Origin of the sequence: Lysobacter sp. MMG2 (assembly GCF_016735495.2) — a bacterium.
GTDB lineage: Bacteria > Pseudomonadota > Gammaproteobacteria > Xanthomonadales > Xanthomonadaceae > Lysobacter_J.
Genome location: NZ_JAERQY020000002.1, coordinates 811,262 through 827,363, shown reverse-complemented (window position 1 = coordinate 827,363; position 16,102 = coordinate 811,262). Strand labels below are relative to the sequence as shown.

At 68.2% G+C, this 16,102-nt stretch carries 14 protein-coding genes; 7 read left to right on the top strand and 7 right to left on the bottom strand.

Translation table 11 applies throughout. From position 1 onward, the window contains the following. The first annotated feature begins 32 nt into the window (after positions 1–32). The 3 genes from JI752_RS11760 to JI752_RS11750 all read left to right on the top strand — a co-directional run bounded on the left by JI752_RS11760 (position 33) and on the right by JI752_RS11750 (position 4,362). Entirely contained in the window at positions 33–1,355 is a 1,323-nt protein-coding gene (locus tag JI752_RS11760) for a dicarboxylate/amino acid:cation symporter (RefSeq protein WP_216964052.1), read from the top strand. Positions 1,356–1,494: 139 nt separating this feature from the next. Continuing rightward, the gene (tkt, locus tag JI752_RS11755) at positions 1,495–3,480 is read left to right on the top strand and encodes a transketolase (protein WP_216964050.1); all 1,986 of its coding nucleotides are present in this window, start codon (positions 1,495–1,497) and stop codon (positions 3,478–3,480) included. Between the two features lie 162 nt (positions 3,481–3,642). Next, positions 3,643–4,362 carry a GAP family protein gene (locus JI752_RS11750; protein WP_216964048.1) on the top strand — a complete coding sequence of 240 codons (720 nt, stop codon included), beginning with the start codon at positions 3,643–3,645 and terminating at the stop codon, positions 4,360–4,362. Here the strand turns inward: JI752_RS11750 and JI752_RS11745 are convergent. From JI752_RS11745 to JI752_RS11720, 6 genes are all read right to left on the bottom strand, one after another. Further along, a complete protein-coding gene (locus JI752_RS11745; protein ID WP_216964046.1) occupies positions 4,334–6,268 on the bottom strand; it encodes an acetyl-CoA hydrolase/transferase C-terminal domain-containing protein in 1,935 nt (644 codons plus the stop codon). The genes JI752_RS11750 and JI752_RS11745 overlap by 29 nt on opposite strands. A gap of 121 nt (positions 6,269–6,389) precedes the next feature. Continuing rightward, entirely contained in the window at positions 6,390–6,809 is a 420-nt protein-coding gene (locus JI752_RS11740; RefSeq protein ID WP_345777344.1) for a YeeE/YedE family protein, read from the bottom strand. Beyond that, positions 6,806–7,231, bottom strand: a complete 426-nt coding sequence (locus tag JI752_RS11735; RefSeq protein ID WP_216964044.1) for a YeeE/YedE family protein — start codon at positions 7,229–7,231, stop codon at positions 6,806–6,808. The genes JI752_RS11740 and JI752_RS11735 overlap by 4 nt, the downstream gene beginning before the upstream one ends. 7 nt (positions 7,232–7,238) lie before the next feature. Continuing rightward, the gene (locus tag JI752_RS11730) at positions 7,239–8,105 is read right to left on the bottom strand and encodes an MBL fold metallo-hydrolase (RefSeq protein ID WP_216964042.1); all 867 of its coding nucleotides are present in this window, start codon (positions 8,103–8,105) and stop codon (positions 7,239–7,241) included. Between the two features lie 86 nt (positions 8,106–8,191). Then, complete coding sequence (locus JI752_RS11725) at positions 8,192–8,992, bottom strand: S1/P1 nuclease (protein WP_216964040.1); 801 nt, start codon at positions 8,990–8,992, stop codon at positions 8,192–8,194. A gap of 82 nt (positions 8,993–9,074) precedes the next feature. Continuing rightward, the gene (locus JI752_RS11720) at positions 9,075–9,698 is read right to left on the bottom strand and encodes an OmpW family outer membrane protein (protein WP_216964038.1); all 624 of its coding nucleotides are present in this window, start codon (positions 9,696–9,698) and stop codon (positions 9,075–9,077) included. A 211-nt stretch (positions 9,699–9,909) separates the two neighbouring features. Between JI752_RS11720 and gap the strand changes: the two genes are divergently transcribed. The 4 genes from gap (at position 9,910) to JI752_RS11700 (ending at position 15,597) form a co-directional block, all read left to right on the top strand. Next, positions 9,910–10,911: a type I glyceraldehyde-3-phosphate dehydrogenase gene (gene gap / locus JI752_RS11715; RefSeq protein ID WP_216964036.1), complete on the top strand. Its 1,002-nt coding sequence runs from the start codon at positions 9,910–9,912 to the stop codon at positions 10,909–10,911. A 78-nt stretch (positions 10,912–10,989) separates the two neighbouring features. Then, on the top strand, positions 10,990–11,418 hold the full coding sequence (locus JI752_RS11710) for a group III truncated hemoglobin (protein WP_216964035.1): 429 nt from the start codon (positions 10,990–10,992) through the stop codon (positions 11,416–11,418). Positions 11,419–11,590: 172 nt separating this feature from the next. After that, on the top strand, positions 11,591–14,242 hold the full coding sequence (locus JI752_RS11705) for a DUF2339 domain-containing protein (RefSeq protein WP_216964033.1): 2,652 nt from the start codon (positions 11,591–11,593) through the stop codon (positions 14,240–14,242). Beyond that, positions 14,239–15,597, top strand: coding sequence for a DUF3999 domain-containing protein (locus JI752_RS11700; RefSeq protein ID WP_254200567.1), 1,359 nt, complete (start codon positions 14,239–14,241; stop codon positions 15,595–15,597). Before JI752_RS11705 ends, JI752_RS11700 begins: the two co-directional genes overlap by 4 nt. 18 nt (positions 15,598–15,615) lie before the next feature. Here the strand turns inward: JI752_RS11700 and JI752_RS11695 are convergent, their stop codons facing one another. After that, a complete protein-coding gene (locus JI752_RS11695; protein WP_216964031.1) occupies positions 15,616–16,089 on the bottom strand; it encodes a DUF4019 domain-containing protein in 474 nt (157 codons plus the stop codon). Between the last annotated feature and the right edge of the window lie 13 nt (positions 16,090–16,102).

Here is a 16,102-nt window from a genome sequence, read left to right as displayed (position 1 = left end):
TTTTTCCGCATCACGCCCTGGGGAACCCGCGAATGACCGATACGAAGACCGGCGCCGGCAAGTCCAAGATGCCGCTGCACTGGAAGATGGCGATCGGCTTCGCCACGGGCCTGGTGCTGGGCCTCGTCGCGCATTACACCTCCGGCGCCCACGCCGGCTGGGTGGAGTGGCTCACGACCTACGTCACGCAGCCGGCCGGCACGCTGTTCCTGCGTCTGATCTTCATGCTCGTCATCCCGCTGCTGTTCTCGGCGCTCGTCATGGGCGTGGCGGAGATGGGCGATGTGCGTTCGCTCGGACGCATCGGCTGGCGGACGCTGGCCTATACGATCGTCGTGTCGGGCATCGCGGTCCTGCTCGGCCTGCTGCTGGTGAACTGGCTGCAGCCGGGCGCGGGCATCGACCCGGCGCGCGCGCAGCTGTTGCTCAACGAAGGTGCCGAACGCGCCAGCGCCATCGTCGGCAGTGCCGGCAACCAGCCCAAGGGGCTGGACATGCTGATCTCGATCGTCCCCGACAATGTGGTGAAGGCCGCCGCCGACAACACCATCCTGGCGGTGATGTTCTTCGCGCTGATGCTCGGCATCGGCCTGGTGCTCACGCGCACCAAGGCGACCGAAACCCTGCAGCGCGGCATCGAAGGGCTCTTCCAGGTGTCGATGACGCTGATCGGCCTGGTGATCCGCCTCGCGCCGTATGCGGTGTTCTGCTTCATGTTCAACCTGGCGGCGCTGTTCGGCTGGGAGCTGCTGCGCAGCCTGGGCGCGTACGTCGGCGTGGTGGTGCTGGCACTGGCGCTGCACCAGTTCGTGGTCTATTCGCTGGTGCTGAAGTTCGCCGGCGGCTACTCGCCCATTGCCTTCTTCAAGGGCATCCAGGAAGCGATGGTGATGGCGTTCTCCACGGCATCGTCGAACGCGACGCTGCCGACGTCGCTGCGCGTGGCCGACGAGAAGCTGCACCTGCCCAACCGCGTCTCGCGCTTCGTGCTGACGGTGGGCGCCACCGCGAACCAGAACGGCACGGCGCTGTTCGAAGGCGTGACGGTGCTGTTCCTGGCGCAGTTCTTCGGCGTGGAGCTGACCCTGGCGCAGCAGTTCACGGTGATGTTCGTGTGCATCCTCGGCGGCATCGGCACGGCCGGCGTGCCGGCGGGCTCGCTGCCGGTGGTCGCGCTGATCTGCGGCATGGTGGGCGTTCCGCCGGAGGGCATCGGCCTGATCCTGGGCGTGGACCGCTTCCTCGACATGTGCCGCACCACGCTCAACGTGACCGGCGACCTGATGCTGGCGACCGTCGTTTCGAAGGGCGAAGCCGACGCACCGTCCGAGTTGCCGCCCGCCACCGAGGCCTGATCGCCGCCTCCGGCTTGTCCGGCGCAGCCACGGGGCGACATCCAGGCTGAGGGGTGGGAGAATGGGCGGCCGCCCGGCCCGGCGCATGCCCGGGCCACCGCGCGGCCCCTTCCCCGCAGCCGAAGACCGCCCGACGCCCATGACGACGCCCAGCCGCCGCGACCTCGCCAACGCCATCCGATTCCTCGCCATCGACGCGGTGCAGGCCGCCAACTCCGGCCACCCCGGCATGCCGATGGGCATGGCGGACATCGCCGAAGTGCTGTGGAACGACTACCTGCGCCACAACCCGGCCAATCCGGACTGGTTCAATCGCGACCACTTCGTGCTGTCCAACGGCCACGGCTCGATGCTGCAGTACGCGCTGCTGCACCTGTCGGGTTACGACCTGTCGATCGACGAGCTGAAGAACTTCCGCCAGCTGCATTCCAAGACGCCGGGCCATCCGGAAAACTTCATGACGCCCGGCATCGAGACCACCACCGGTCCGCTCGGCCAGGGCTTCGCCAATTCGGTCGGCATGGCGCTGGCGGAGAAGCTGCTCGCGCAGCGCTTCAACCGTGAAGGCTTCCCGGTCGTCGACAGCCGCACGTGGGTGTTCATGGGCGATGGCTGCCTGATGGAAGGCATCTCGCACGAAGCCGCGTCGCTGGCCGGCACCTGGGGCCTGCACAAGCTGGTCGCCTTCTGGGACGACAACCACATCTCCATCGACGGCAACACCGACGGCTGGTTCACCGACGACACGCCCAAGCGTTTCGAAGCCTACGGCTGGAACGTGATCCGCGGCGTCGACGGTCATGACGGCGAGAAGATCAAGGCCGCCATCGAGCAGGCGCTGAAGTCCACCGACAAGCCCACGCTGATCTGCTGCCGCACCACGATCGGTTTCGGTTCGCCGAACAAGGCCGGCAAGGAGTCCTCGCACGGCGCGCCGCTGGGCAAGGACGAAGCGGCCGCCACGCGCGCCGCGCTGGGCTGGAACTACGGCGAGTTCGAGATTCCGCAGGCCATCTACGACGGCTGGCGCAAGCGCGACCACGCCGCGGAAGAAAAGGCCTGGAACCAGCTGTTCGACGCCTACGCCAAGCAGTTCCCGGAACCGGCCGCCGAACTCACGCGCCGTTCGCGCGGCAAGCTGCCGGACGGCTTCATCAAGGCCGCCGACGAGTACATCGCCAAGGTGCAGGCCGATGGCCAGACGATCGCCTCGCGCAAGGCCTCGCAGATGGCCATCGAGACCTTCGCGCCGCTGCTGCCGGAACTGATCGGCGGTTCGGCCGACCTGGCGCATTCCAACCTCACGCTGTGGAAGGCCAGCAAGTCCGTCGCCACCGACGACCCCAACGCCAACTACGTCTATTACGGCGTGCGCGAATTCGCGATGACCGCGATCAGCAACGGCCTGGGCCTGCACGAGTGCTTCATCCCGTTCGATGCGACCTTCCTGGTGTTCAGCGACTACGCGCGCAACGCCGTGCGCATGAGCGCGCTGATGGGTGCGCATGCCATCCACGTCTACACGCACGACTCCATCGGCCTGGGCGAGGACGGCCCGACGCACCAGCCGATCGAACACCTCGCCTCGCTGCGCTACATCCCGCACAACGACTTGTGGCGTCCGTGCGACGCGGTGGAATCGGCCGCGTGCTGGAAGGCCGCGATCGTGCGCCACGACGGCCCGAGCTGCCTCGTCTTCTCGCGCCAGAACCTGCCGCACCAGACGCGCGACGCGCAGCAGATCGCCAACATCGAACGCGGCGGTTACGTGCTGAAGGATTCGGTGGGCGCACCGGAAATCATCCTGATCGCGACGGGCTCGGAAGTCGGCCTGGCGATGGACGCGGCCAAGCAGCTCGGCGACAAGGTGCGTGTGGTGTCGATGCCGTCGACCAACGTATTCGACCGCCAGGACGCGGCCTACCGCGAATCCGTGCTGCCCAACGCCTGCCGCAAGCGCGTGGCGATCGAGGCCGGCGTCACCGGTTTCTGGCGCAAGTACGTGGGTCTGGACGGTGCGGTGATCGGCATCGACGAGTTCGGTGCTTCGGCGCCGGCGGAGAAGCTGTTCCCGTACTTCGGCTTCACGGTGGAGAAGGTGGTCGAGGCGGCGAAGGCGCTGTAAACGGCGCCCGCCATCGACGATTGCGAAAGAAGCGGCTTCGGCCGCTTCTTTCGTTTGGGGCCCGGGAGCCGCGGGTCGTCGAAAGAAAGTAACTTCCGGCACGGACACCGTGGCGTGCGGTATCACTAGACTGCCGCCAAACCTCACTCGCAGGGCGCAGACATGGAAAGCCTCGCCATCCCCGTGCTTGGTCTGGCGGTCATCGATTCCATCAACCCGTCCGCGCTCGCGGTGGCGCTGTGGTGGCTGGCGCGACCCGGTGCGACCTCGCGCCTGCTGGCGTACATCGCCGGCATCTTCGTCGCGTACCTGTCGATGGGCATCGCGCTGATGCTCGGCGCGGGCGCGGTGGTGCGCCGGTTCGGCGATGCGCTGGACCATCCGGTGGTGTTGGCGGTGCAACTGGCGATCGGTCTGTCGCTGTTCGCCTACGCCGTGCTTGCGCCCAATGTCTCGGTCGCCGCGGATACGCAACGCGAACCGCGCGTCGGTGGACTGCTTGGCATGGCGCTGCTGGGTGCGACGGTCACGCTGGAAGAGCTGACGACCGCGCTGCCGTACTTCGCCGCCGTCGCGCTGATGACCGCCGAGGGGATCGCGGCAACACGATGGCTGCCGTTGCTGCTCGTCTACAACCTTATTTTCGTCGCGCCGCCGCTGTTGCTCGTCGGCCTGAACCTGGCGTTCGGACGGCATCTGCAGGGACGCTTCGCGCACTGGCGCGTGCGCCTCCAGGCGGGCGCGCGCGAGGCCGGGCTTTGGGTCATGGCGATGGCGGGCATCGCGCTCAGCGGCGATGCGATCACGCGCTACCTCGGCCAGCGCGACACCACGGCGCCGCGCGCCGAAACGGTCAGCGCGTCGCCGCGAGCGCCAGGCTGACCAGCTTTGCTTCCAGACGCTCGCCGAAACTGTTTGGCGAGTCCAGCTGCATGCGCTGCAGGGCCTCGGAATCCTCCGCGCGTGCCGACAACGCCCGCCATACCGTGCGCAGCTTTGCGCCGCGCGTGGCGGTGTTCGCCTTCAGCCACGCCAGCGCCTTCACCAATCGCTGCTCCACCGGCGTGAAATCGCTGCCGAGCGGGTAGTCGGGCAACGCGCCGTTCTTGCGGAACGGTCGTAGCGCCGCGCCGAGGCGCTCGGGCGTGTTGCGCGTCGCGTTGGCCGGCGGCGTGAAATCCGCGCGCAACTTGCCGTTTTGCTTGGCTGTGTCGAGCAGTGCCGCCTGGAATCGCGAATCGGTGATGGCCGCCATCGCCGTCACGCAGTCCTCGTCGGCGCGACCCCGCACGTCGGCGATGCCGTACTCGCTGATGTACGTGTCGCGAAGGTGGCGCGGGATGGTCGTGTGGCCGTAGTTCCAGACCACGTTCGACGTGACCTCTCCGCGAGCCTCGCGGGTAGCGCGCAGCATCAGCACCGAGCGCGAGTCCGGCAGCGCATGCGACATCGCCACGAAGTTGTATTGCCCGCCGACGCCGGAGACGACGCGGCCGTCTTCCAGTGCATCGGACACCGCCGCGCCGAGTGCGGTGGCCATCATGCAGGTATTGAAGAAGCGCGCGTCGCGGCGTTGCAGGCGTTCCAGGGCGATGTCGCCGATCAGGTCGTTCACTTCGCCCACGCGCTTCATGCCGATGCAGCGGCGCACGTCGGGCGGCAGGTCGCGCAGCCAGCCGTAGAACTCCGGCGAGCCGAGGTAGAACGCGCCGTGCAGGAACTCGCCTTTCTCCTCCAGCAGCGCGAGGTCGTGCGCACTGGGTCCGCCGCGTTCGATGCGCTGCATCGCCGCCAGGTCGTCCACCACGCGGCGCTTGATCACTCCGACTTCCACCAGCTTGCGGAAGCCCTCGTTGATCATCTCGCTGCAGCCGTACAGGCCGCGCTCGAACGGGGCCAGCGCCGCGTCGTCCGCGTTCGGGCAATTCAGGGCGCGCAGCACGCCGCGATAGGCGTCGTTGTCGACGTGGCGCAGCACCAGGGCATGGCACAGCGCATCGGCCAGCGCGCCGATGCCGATCTGCAGCGTCCCGCCATCCAGCACCCGCGTGCTGGCATGGAAGCCGATGGCGTAGTCGGCGTCGTTCACCGGCTGGCGCGGCAGGCCGAACAGCTTCGGATACGGCCCCGGCGGCATCACGATGGCATCGAAGAACTCCGGCGCCACCGTCGCGCTGCCGCCCAGCCAGGGCAGGCGCGGGTCGATCTCGGCGATCAGCACCGGACGCGGCAGGCCGCGTTCGGCGATGGCGTCCAGCGCGTCGAAGGTGAGGTCGGTATTGCACGACAGCGACAGCCGGGCGCCATCGGGCGAACGCGCGACTTTCTGCACGATCGCATTGAGCTTGCGGTCGGCGAGGGCACGCGCGACATGCGTGTAGTTCAGGCTTGCGTAGCGGCGCTGCACCGGCACCGAATTCAGCAGCGCGCCGCCCTGGAGGTAGAACTCCTCGATCTCGATGTGCGCCGGCAGCGCATTGCGCTTGAGCGCCTGCACGTAGGCCAGGCGCGGAAAGTCGGCGCCGAAATGGCGCTCGACGAACGGCTTGAGGAAACGCGCTTCCAGCCCCTTGCCGCCACTCGGCGGATCGAGCGAGAGCGCGGTGTACAGGTGCAGCGGTCGCGAGGCATCGCCTTCGGCGCGCGCGTAAAGCGCATTGAGCAGCCGGTGCGGCTTGCCCAGCCCCAGCGGGGCGCCGATATGCAGCGGCCCCTCGATGCGCGTGAACAGAAACTCGACGGCGGCATCGAGCGAATCGAACTGAAGGGGAGCGGGGCGCGGTTCCATGGCGAGAGCTTAGCGAGGGCGATGGCGATCGGTCACGGCGATTTCGCCGCATCGTCGTCGATGCGGATCGCGACGGGCGCGGTGAAGGCCAGCAGAGCCAGCATCACGGAGAAGGAACGCGTCATGGGCGGAGTTCCGGAAGAAGTCGTGCAAGTTGCGAGCCTGCCAGCATCGCGACGACGAACACAATCGCATCGGCGCTGCCGTGCGCCAGGTTGGCCAGCGCAGGCCCCGGGCAGTAGCCCGCCAGTCCCCAGCCGATGCCGAACAGCGCGCTGCCGATCAGCAAACGGCGGTCGATGCGCGCGGCGGGCGGCGCGGGCAGGGAGCCGCCGTCGAGCGTGCATCCGCGCGAGCGCAACCAGGCGAATCCGGGCATCGCCACGGCGAGTGCACCGCCCATCACCAGCGCCAGGGATGGATCCCACTGACCGGTGAGGTCGAGGAAGTTGAGCACCTTGTCCGGGCTGGTCATCTGCGACACGGCGAGCCCGAGGCCGAACACCGCACCGGCCACGAGCGCATGGAGGATGCGCCTCACGGCGATGCTCCCGCGACGTGTCGCACCAGATACACGGTCACGAACGCGCTGCCCATGAACACCGCTACCGCCCACAGCGAACGCTTCGAGAACCGCGCCAGCCCGCAGATGCCGTGGCCGCTGGTGCAGCCGTTGCCCAGCCGCGTACCGAAGCCGACCAGCAGCCCGGCGATCACCAGCCATGCCCACGGGAAGTCCGTGCGCGGCACGGCGCCCGACCATGCGAACCACGCCCCCGCCGCCGCCACCATTCCGACGAGGAAGGCGAGCCGCCAGCCGCGTTCCTCGCGCCGGTCGACCGCCGCGTTGACGATGCCGCTGATGCCCGCGATGCGGCCCAGCGTGGCGAGGAGATACGTGGCAGCCAGTCCGATCAGCGCGCCGCCGATCAGTGCGGAAACCGGAGTGAATGAGGTCGGCATGAGTGAGTCAGAGGCGGTCGATCGGAATCTTGAGGTAGCGCACGCCGTTGGACTCCGGCGAAGGCAACGCACCGGCGCGGATGTTGGTCTGCACGGCGGGCAGGATCAGCGCCGGCATCGCCAGCGTCGCATCGCGCGCGGTGCGCAGCGCGACGTAGTCGTCCTCGCCGGTGCCGTCGCGCACGTGGATGTTCTCGCGCCGCTGCGCGCCGATGGTCGTTTCGCACGCGACCTCGCGCCCGCCGGGGCCGTAGTCGTGGCAGACGAAGACGCGCGTGTCGTCGGGCAGCATGTCGAACAGGCGCCGGATCGAGCGGAACAGCACACGCGCGTCGCCACCCGGGAAATCGCAGCGCGCAGTGCCGCCGTCGGGCATGAACAACGAGTCGCCGGTGAACAGCGCATCGCCGATCAGGTAAGCGCAGCTGTCGCTGGTGTGGCCGGGCACGGCGATCACGCGCGCTTCGATCGCGCCGATGCGGAAGCTGTCGCCGTCGCGGAACAGGCGATCGAACTGCGAGCCATCCGCAGTGAATCCGTCGTCGAGGTTGAACACCGGCGCGAACGCCTTCTGCACCTCGCGGATGCCTTCGCCGATGGCGACTTTCGCGCCGGGCCACTGCGCCTTGAGCCACTGCGCCGCGCTCAGGTGATCGGCGTGCGCGTGGCTCTCGATGATCCACTGCACGTGCAGGCCGTTCCCGCGGACGACGTCGACCAGTTGCTGCGCCGACTGCGTGGACGTGCGCGCGGCCTTGGCGTCGAAGTCGAGCACCGGATCGATGATCGCGGCGGCGGGGCCCGACGGATCGCGGACGAGGTAGGTCCAGGTGTTGCTGTCGGCGTGGAAGAACGGATGGACGTCGGGGATCATCGAAGGCCTCCGCATCCGGGCCGGAGGGCCCGTCGCGCCAAATCTAGCCGATCGGTGCGGCCGAAGTGATCGCCGCGCGTGAAGGCTCAGCGCGCCAGCGCGGCGTTGAGCATGACCGCCAGTTGGGTGCCGCCGCGTCGCAGTTGCTCTTCGGCCAGCGGCAGCCAGGTCTGCGCGTAGTCCGGGCCGATCGACGCCTTCGCCGGATAGAAGCCCGGACGCAGGACGATCCGGCACGAGGCTTCCGCCCACTGCGTCGCCGGCGGCCGCAGCGGCGGGCTCGGCAGTTTCACCGCCAGCGGCAGCGAGCGCAGGCGCTGCAGCCAGGCTGCCTCTTCCAGGCCGGCGTCCTTGAGCATGCCGCTGTCCCACAGCGAATGCAGGTTGGTGCCGCGGCTGTCGAGATTGAGCTGGAAATCGTTGCCGCCCTTGTCGCGCCCGAACCCGGCGTGCAGCGGCTGATGGACGTCGCCGACGAAATGCACCACGAACTTCAGTGCCTGCAGGCGCTCGGCCTTCGGTCGCTTCGTGTCGGCGAGGATCGCCGTCTGCGCGCGGATCGCTTCGACCACGCAGTCGCCGTTCGCGCAGTGCTTCGCCGCGTCGTAGTGGCAGTCGTCCTCGGCGATGTTCACGTAATGCCAGCGGCTGGTCTTCTTGCCCAGTTGCGGGTCGTTGTCGCGCAGTTCGTCGGCCCAGCTGGCGATGCCGGGCAGGGTGGGATCGGCTTCGCCTTCCAGCAGCGAGGTGATTTGCGCGCGCGCCTGCGGCGTCAGGTCGTCCCAGGCGAGGGCGGCGACCAGGCGATGGCCGAGGCGGCCCCAGGCGAAGGCCTCATGCGGGACGAGGAAGGAGGCGAGGGCAAGGGCGAAAAGAAGTCGGGCCATGCCGGCCACTTTAGCCGACACAGCCCGTTCCCCGGATTGCCGGCCGAGCGCTTTCGCGCGTCGGCCTGCGCTTCGGCGTGGATCAGAACTTCATGACATACGCCGCGCCGTACACGATCGGGTCGATGTTGACCGTGCCGATGCCCGCGCCGTTGAGCTTCACGTCGGTGTCGATGTCGATCCAGCGTGCGTCGACGCGGATCGCGCTGCGCTCGCCGACGGCGAAATCCAGGCCCGCGTGAGCGGCCAGGCCCCACGAGTCGTCCAGCTTGATGCGGGCGCCTTCAAGTGCGCCGCGCGTGTCTTCGCTGAAGAAGGTCGTGTAGTTGATGCCCGCGCCCAGGAACGGCGAGACTTTGCCCTTGCTGTTGAAGTGGTACTGCAGCGACACCGTCGGCGGCAGCTGCTTGGTGCTGCCCACGTTGCCCAGGCCCGCGATCGCGATGTCGTGCTCGAACGGCCATGCGGCGATCACCTCGATGCCCAGGTTGTCGCGCACGAAGTATTCGAAGGTGAGGGTCGGCTTGACGTCGGTGTCGACGTCCACCTTGAGCGCGCCGTCGGCCAGGCGGCCGTTATCGGATTTCGGGTCGACCGCGTGGATGCCGACGCCCAGCGTCCAATCGCCCTGGGACTGGGCGAAGGCGGGCGAAACGGCGGCGCCCAGGACCAGGGCGACGGCGCAGGCGAGGAGGGGCTTTTGCATGGAAGTGCCTCGTATGGGCTCGGTGTGGGAACGCTTACAAGTCTCCGCGCGGCACCAAACGGGCGTTTGATCATGATCAATTCAGCTCTCGGAACGGGTCCCTGCGGCCGGCCCGATGCCTCGCTGCTAGAATGAGCGCTCCCCGCTGTCCCCATTCGGGCTTGTCCCGTCCACCCGCCGCGCCGGGCGCGGCCGCAGGAGCTTGCAACTCATGACCATCAAGGTTGGCATCAATGGCTTCGGCCGCATCGGGCGCAACGTGCTGCGCTCGGCCGTGCAGAACTTCGCTGGCGAGATCGAGATCGTCGCCATCAACGACCTGCTGGAGCCGGATTACCTGGCCTACATGCTCAGCTACGACTCCGTGCACGGCCGCTTCAAGGGCGACGTGAAGGTCGAAGGCAACACGCTCATCGTCAACGGCAAGAAGATCCGCCTCACGCAGGAACGCGATCCGGCGAACCTGAAGTGGGACGAGGTCGGCGCCGATGTCGTCATCGAATCCACCGGCCTGTTCCTCGACAAGACCACCGCGCAGAAGCACCTGGATGCCGGCGCGAAAAAGGTCGTGCTGTCGGCCCCGTCGAAGGACGACACGCCGATGTTCGTCTACGGCGTGAACCACACCAAGTACAACGGCGAGGCGATCATCTCCAACGCTTCGTGCACCACCAATTGCCTCGCGCCGCTGGCCAAGGTGCTCAACGACAAGTGGGGCATCAAGCGTGGCCTGATGACCACCGTGCACGCCGCCACCGCGACGCAGAAGACCGTCGACGGCCCGTCCAACAAGGACTGGCGCGGCGGCCGCGGCATTCTGGAGAACATCATTCCGTCCAGCACGGGCGCGGCGAAGGCCGTGGGCGTGGTGATTCCGGAGCTCAACAAGAAGCTCACGGGCATGGCGTTCCGCGTGCCGACGTCGGACGTGTCGGTGGTCGATCTGACCGTGGAACTCGACAAGTCCGCTACGTACGCCGAGATCTGCGCTGAAATGAAGGCGCAGTCGGAAGGCGCGCTGAAGGGCATCCTGGGCTACACCGAGGACAAGGTCGTCGCCACCGATTTCCGCGGCGACACGCGCACCTCGATCTTCGACGCCGAAGCCGGCATCGCGCTCGACGGCACCTTCGTCAAGCTGGTCAGCTGGTACGACAACGAGTGGGGCTACTCGAACAAGTGCCTGGAAATGGTCAAGGTCGTCGCGAAGTAATCCGCGACGCATGATCAACGACGAGGGCCGGCACATGCCGGCCCTTGTTTTTTCATGCTCCGGCCCCACAACCCAGCCATGAACGACACGCCCGAACCCGACACCGGCGAAGCCGTCGACGGACTCACCCCGCAGCACCTTGCGACGCTGGTCGATCGCTTCTACGAGCAGGTCCGCGCCGATCCCGAACTCGGCCCCGTCTTCAACGCCGCCATCGACGACTGGCCCGAACACAAGCGCATGCTGACGGAGTTCTGGTCGTCGGTCGCGCTGGGCACGCGCAGTTATCGCGGCAATCCGATGGCCGCGCATCGTCCGCATCCCATCCGCCTGGAACACTTCGACCGCTGGCTCTCGCTGTGGCGTTCCACCGCGCGCGAGGTGCTGCCGCCCGAGCAGGTCGAGCGCGTGTGCGCCTACGCCGAGAAGATCGGCTACAGCCTGCGCTACGGCCTGGGCCTGCTGGAGAAGAAGGGCACCTTGCCGCTCGGTCTGCCGACGGTCTGATCGGTCGGGACGGTCCGTGGGCGGCATCGAGGCGATAGCCGCGCCGTAAGTCCACAGGGCTTTTTCCAGCACCGGGCTGGTTGCAATGCGTGTGGGTTTCGTCGAGGCTGCGATCCGGATGGGGCCGGATCATGAGACCGCCGCCCGGCGGTGACCGGCCAGGGGAAACCGCATGGAAGGACTGTTGGTCCTGTTGGTGCTCGCGGTGCTGGCGCTGCCGGTACTGGTGATCGTGGCGCTGGTGTCGCTGAGTGGATTGAAGGCGCGCGTCGCCGATCTCGAACACCAGCTTGATGCATTGCGTCGCACGAGCACTCCGCCTCGCGCTCCCGTCCACGCTCCTGCGCCCGACTCGCCGCCGCGCGTCGCCGAACCCGTGCGCGCCGCTGCGCCGCCACCGCCGCGCCGCGAGGCGCCGCCCATCACGGCCGCGTCGGGGATGGAAACGCCTGCGATGCCGCAGGTCGAACGCCCGCGCATGCCTCCACGCCCCGCGGCCGCGCCACCGCGCCCGGATCCCATCACGTTGGGCCTGCGTGCGGTGAAACGCTGGTTCATGACGGGCAATGTGCCCGTCAAGATCGGCATCCTCGTGCTCTTCGCCGGTGTCGCATCGCTGCTGAAGTACGCCAGCGACCAGGGCTGGATGCGCATGCCCATCGAGCTGCGCCTGGCCGGGATCGCGGCCGCCGCGCTCGCCGCGCTCGTGTTCGCATGGCGCAAGCGCGAACACAACCGCAGCTTCGCGCTGAGCCTGCAGGGCGGCGCGATCGGCATCCTGCTGTTGACGGTGTTCGCGGCGTTCAAACTCTACGGTTTGCTCGACGTGGGGCCCGCGTTCGCGCTGAGCATGCTGCTGGTGGCCGGCGCCGGAGCGCTCGCCGTGTTGCAGGACGCCAAGGCGCTGGCCGTGTTCGCGCTGCTCGCGGGTTTCCTCGCGCCGATCTGGCTGTCGACGGGCAGCGGCAACCACGTCGCGCTGTTCTCGTACTACGCCGTGCTCAATCTCGCCATCGTCGGCGTCGCCTGGTGGAAATCGTGGCGCGTGCTCAACCTGCTTGGTTTCGTCTTCACTTTCGGCATCGGCGCGATGTGGGGCGTGTTCGACTACCGGCCTGAGAAATTCACGACCACCGAACCCTTCCTGCTGCTGTTCTTCGCGCTGTACCTGGCGATCCCGTTGCTGCACGCACGCCGGCAGCCGGAAAGCCGCCGCGGATTGGTCGAAGGTTGTCTCGTCTTCGGCATGCCGCTGGTGGCGTTCTCGATGCAGGCCGCGTTGTTGGCGGGCGACCGCCTGCCGCTCGCGTTCAACGCGCTGGGGCTGGCGGCGATCTACGCGCTGCTGGCGGCATGGCTGCGGCGGCGTGCGGGCTATGCCGCACTGGTGCCGATGTACGCGCTGCTGGCGGTCGGATTCGCGACGCTGGCGGTGCCGCTGGCCTTGTCGGCGCGCGCGACGGCGTCCGTATTCGCGCTCGAAGGTGCCGCGCTGGTGTGGCTCGGCCTGCGCCAGCAGCGCCGCTTCCCGCAGGTCGGCGGTGCTGCGTTGCAGGTGCTGGCGGCGGTGGCGTTCACCCAGGGCGTGTCGCTGGATGTCACGGCCATCGCCAACCCTGCGTTCATGAGCGCGCTGCTCATCGCACTGGCGGGTTTCGCGAGCGCGTGGAGTTATCGCAGGCATTCGAGCGGCTCGCCGATGGCGCTCGCGTTCTACGCGTGGGGCCTGGCCTGGTGGATGGGCAATGCGGTGCACGAGGTTTCGCGTTTCGTGTTGCACGAACACCGCGTCGATGTCGTCTTCGTGGTGATCGCCGCCACCGGCTGGATTGCGGCGGAAGTGCAGCGTCGCCATGCCTGGGCGGCGCTCGCGTTGACGACGCTGGCTGCCATCGCCTGCGCGGTGCCCGTCGCGATCGAACAGACGAATGTCCACGGGCATCCGTTCGCAGGTTACGGCGCGGCCGCCTGGCTCATGTATGCGGTGCTCGGCGTGCGCAGTCTGGTCTGCCTGCGCCATAGCGAACACACGCTGGCCGCATGGGCGCAGTTCGTCTGGTGGCTGGTGTGGCCACTGTCGCTGTCGCTGTTGCTGGAGTGGGTGAGCGAGCGCTTCGGGCTTGCAGGCGGATGGCGTGCGCTGGGGTTGGCATTGCCGTGGTGCGTGCTTGCGGCGCTGAGCCTGTTCCGCTGGTCGTGGCTGTCGGTGCCGCTGGGAGAACGCTTCGACGCGTATCGCCAGGCGCTGCAATCCAGCTACTTCGCCGTGTTGGCCCTGGGCTGGGTGATCGCGCTGTTCATGGCCGACGGCGGTGCGCCGCTGCCGTGGATCCCGCTGCTCAATCCGCTCGAACTGGCGCAACTGGCGGTGCTCGTGCTGCTGGCGCGCTGGTTGTGGTCCGACGAGGCGCCGGATGCACTACGCAGCCGGCGACCGCTGGGCCTGTCGTTGGCCGGCTTCCTGCTGATCACCCTGAGCGTGCTGCGCACCGTGCACCACTGGGGCGGTGTCGCATGGGACGGCCATCTGTTGTCGACCAGCCTCGCGCAGACCAGCCTGAGCGTGACGTGGAGCGTGCTCGGCGTGATCGGCTGGGTGCTCGGCTCGCGTCGCGGCCAGCGCGGCCTGTGGCTCGCGGGCGCGGTGCTGATGGGCGTGGTGCTGGCCAAGCTGCTGCTGGTGGATCGCAGCAATCTGGGCAACGTGCTGGGCATCGCATCGTTCATCGCATACGGCCTGTTGTGCACCGTGGTGGGCTACATCGCGCCGGTGCCCCCGAGGCATGACGACGACACCGCTTCCGCACAGGGCGAACCCGCATGAAGAAGGCACCTCGCATGAAGGCACTGCTTGCGCTCCTGCTGATGCCGTTGGCGGCGAACGCGGGTGCCCAGTACGCGCGGCAATGGCCGTTGCGCCTGGATTCGCCGGATGCAGGCGCCTATCGCGTCGTGCTGGACGAATCGGTGTACCGGCAGTTGCAGTCGCCCATGCTTGCCGACCTTGATGTGCTCGATGCACAAGCCCGGGCCGTGCCCGCGGCGCTGCTCGATCCTTCGTCGCCGGAAACACCGCGTACACGCACCGTCGAGCTTCCCTGGTTCCCGCTGCCCGCGCAGCGTCGTGGCGCACCGGACATCGCCTCGATCAGCGAGATCGCCACCGATGGCAGCCTTCGCCGCGTCGAATGGCGAAGCGGCAACGGCGGCACCGTTGTGGGAAACGGCTTCGTGCTGGACGCCAGCCGCGTGGACGCGCCGATCCAGGCGCTGCGCATCCGCTGGACGGACACACAGACACTGTTCGATCTGTCCGTGCGCGTGGACGCATCGGACGATCTGCGTGAGTGGCGCACGGTCGCCGAGGACGCGCATCTGGTCGAGCTGGCCAACGCCGGACAACGCATCGTGCGCGATCGCATCGAAATCCAGCCGGTGAAAGCGCGCTATCTGCGCGTACTGCCAACCGACAGGGATGCCAAGGCGTTGCAGTTGAGCGGCATCACCGCCGAACTCCAGACCGTGGCGCCGACGCCGCAATGGCAGTGGCGCGTACTCACCGGACAGCGCGTTGAGGACGCCGACAAGCGCGTGCACTACGAGTTCGCGCTCGACGGACGCTTCCCGGTGGCGCAGGCCGACCTATCGCTGCCCGGCAACAGCACCGGTGCCTGGCGCTTGCAGGCGCGCGACGACGCCACGGCACCGTGGCGCGATGTAGCGCAGCCGTGGACGGCGTACCGCCTGGGATCGGATGCTTCGCCGCCGCAACCGCTGCACGCCGTGCATCGCGACCGTCTCTGGCGCCTGACGCCGATGAGTGGCGCGAGCCAGGGCGACGCGCCGCGGCTGCGACTGGGATATCGGCCCGAAGCGCTGGTCTTCGTCGCGCAGGGCACGGAACCCTTCGTTCTCGTCGCCGGCAGTGCACGCGCCGCGCGCGCCGATGCGCCGCTTGCCACCACCATCGAGGCCATGCGCGCGCAGCGCGGTGCGCAATGGCAGCCGGCCACGGCGACGCTGGGTGCATCGGCCGCACTCGCAGGTCCGTCCGCGCTCACGCCCGCGCCGGCCCCGCGCGATTGGAAAACGTGGCTGCTGTGGGCGCTGCTGGTGGCGGGCGCGCTGCTGGTCGCCGGCTTCGCGATCAGCCTGTTGCGCGAGAAACCCGCGGCCTGAGGTCGCGGGCGGGAGCGGTTACTTGATCCAGTAGCCGCTCAGTCGCCAGGTGCTGTCTTCGTCGTAGCGGAACGAGAACAGCTCTTCCGCGATCCGGTTGCCCGCGAAGTGCGTTTCGAAGCGTGCGCTCACGTACATGCCGCTTGGTACCGTCTTGTCGCCCTGCACCGCGTTGCGCGTCACCGCGATCCAGTGGCGCGAGGTCGGCGCACCGAGCGGCTTGCGCTGCGCGTTGACCTCGGCGACGAACTTGTCACGCGTGATCGCGCGCTGGCTGACCGGCGAAGAGCCGTCCCACACTTCGGCAATGCGCCCGCCGTCGATCAGTTGCGCCACCTCGGTCGCGGCCTGCACGACATTCGACGGGCCGATGTCGGTCGCCGGTGCGCGGGATGCGGCCGGCGCCGCGCGCTGCGGCGCCGGTTGCGATGCCACCGCGAATGCGATGCCCGCCAGCGCGGTGGCGAAGAGGGCTTGCTTGAGCGGATGCATGGCGGCTACTCCG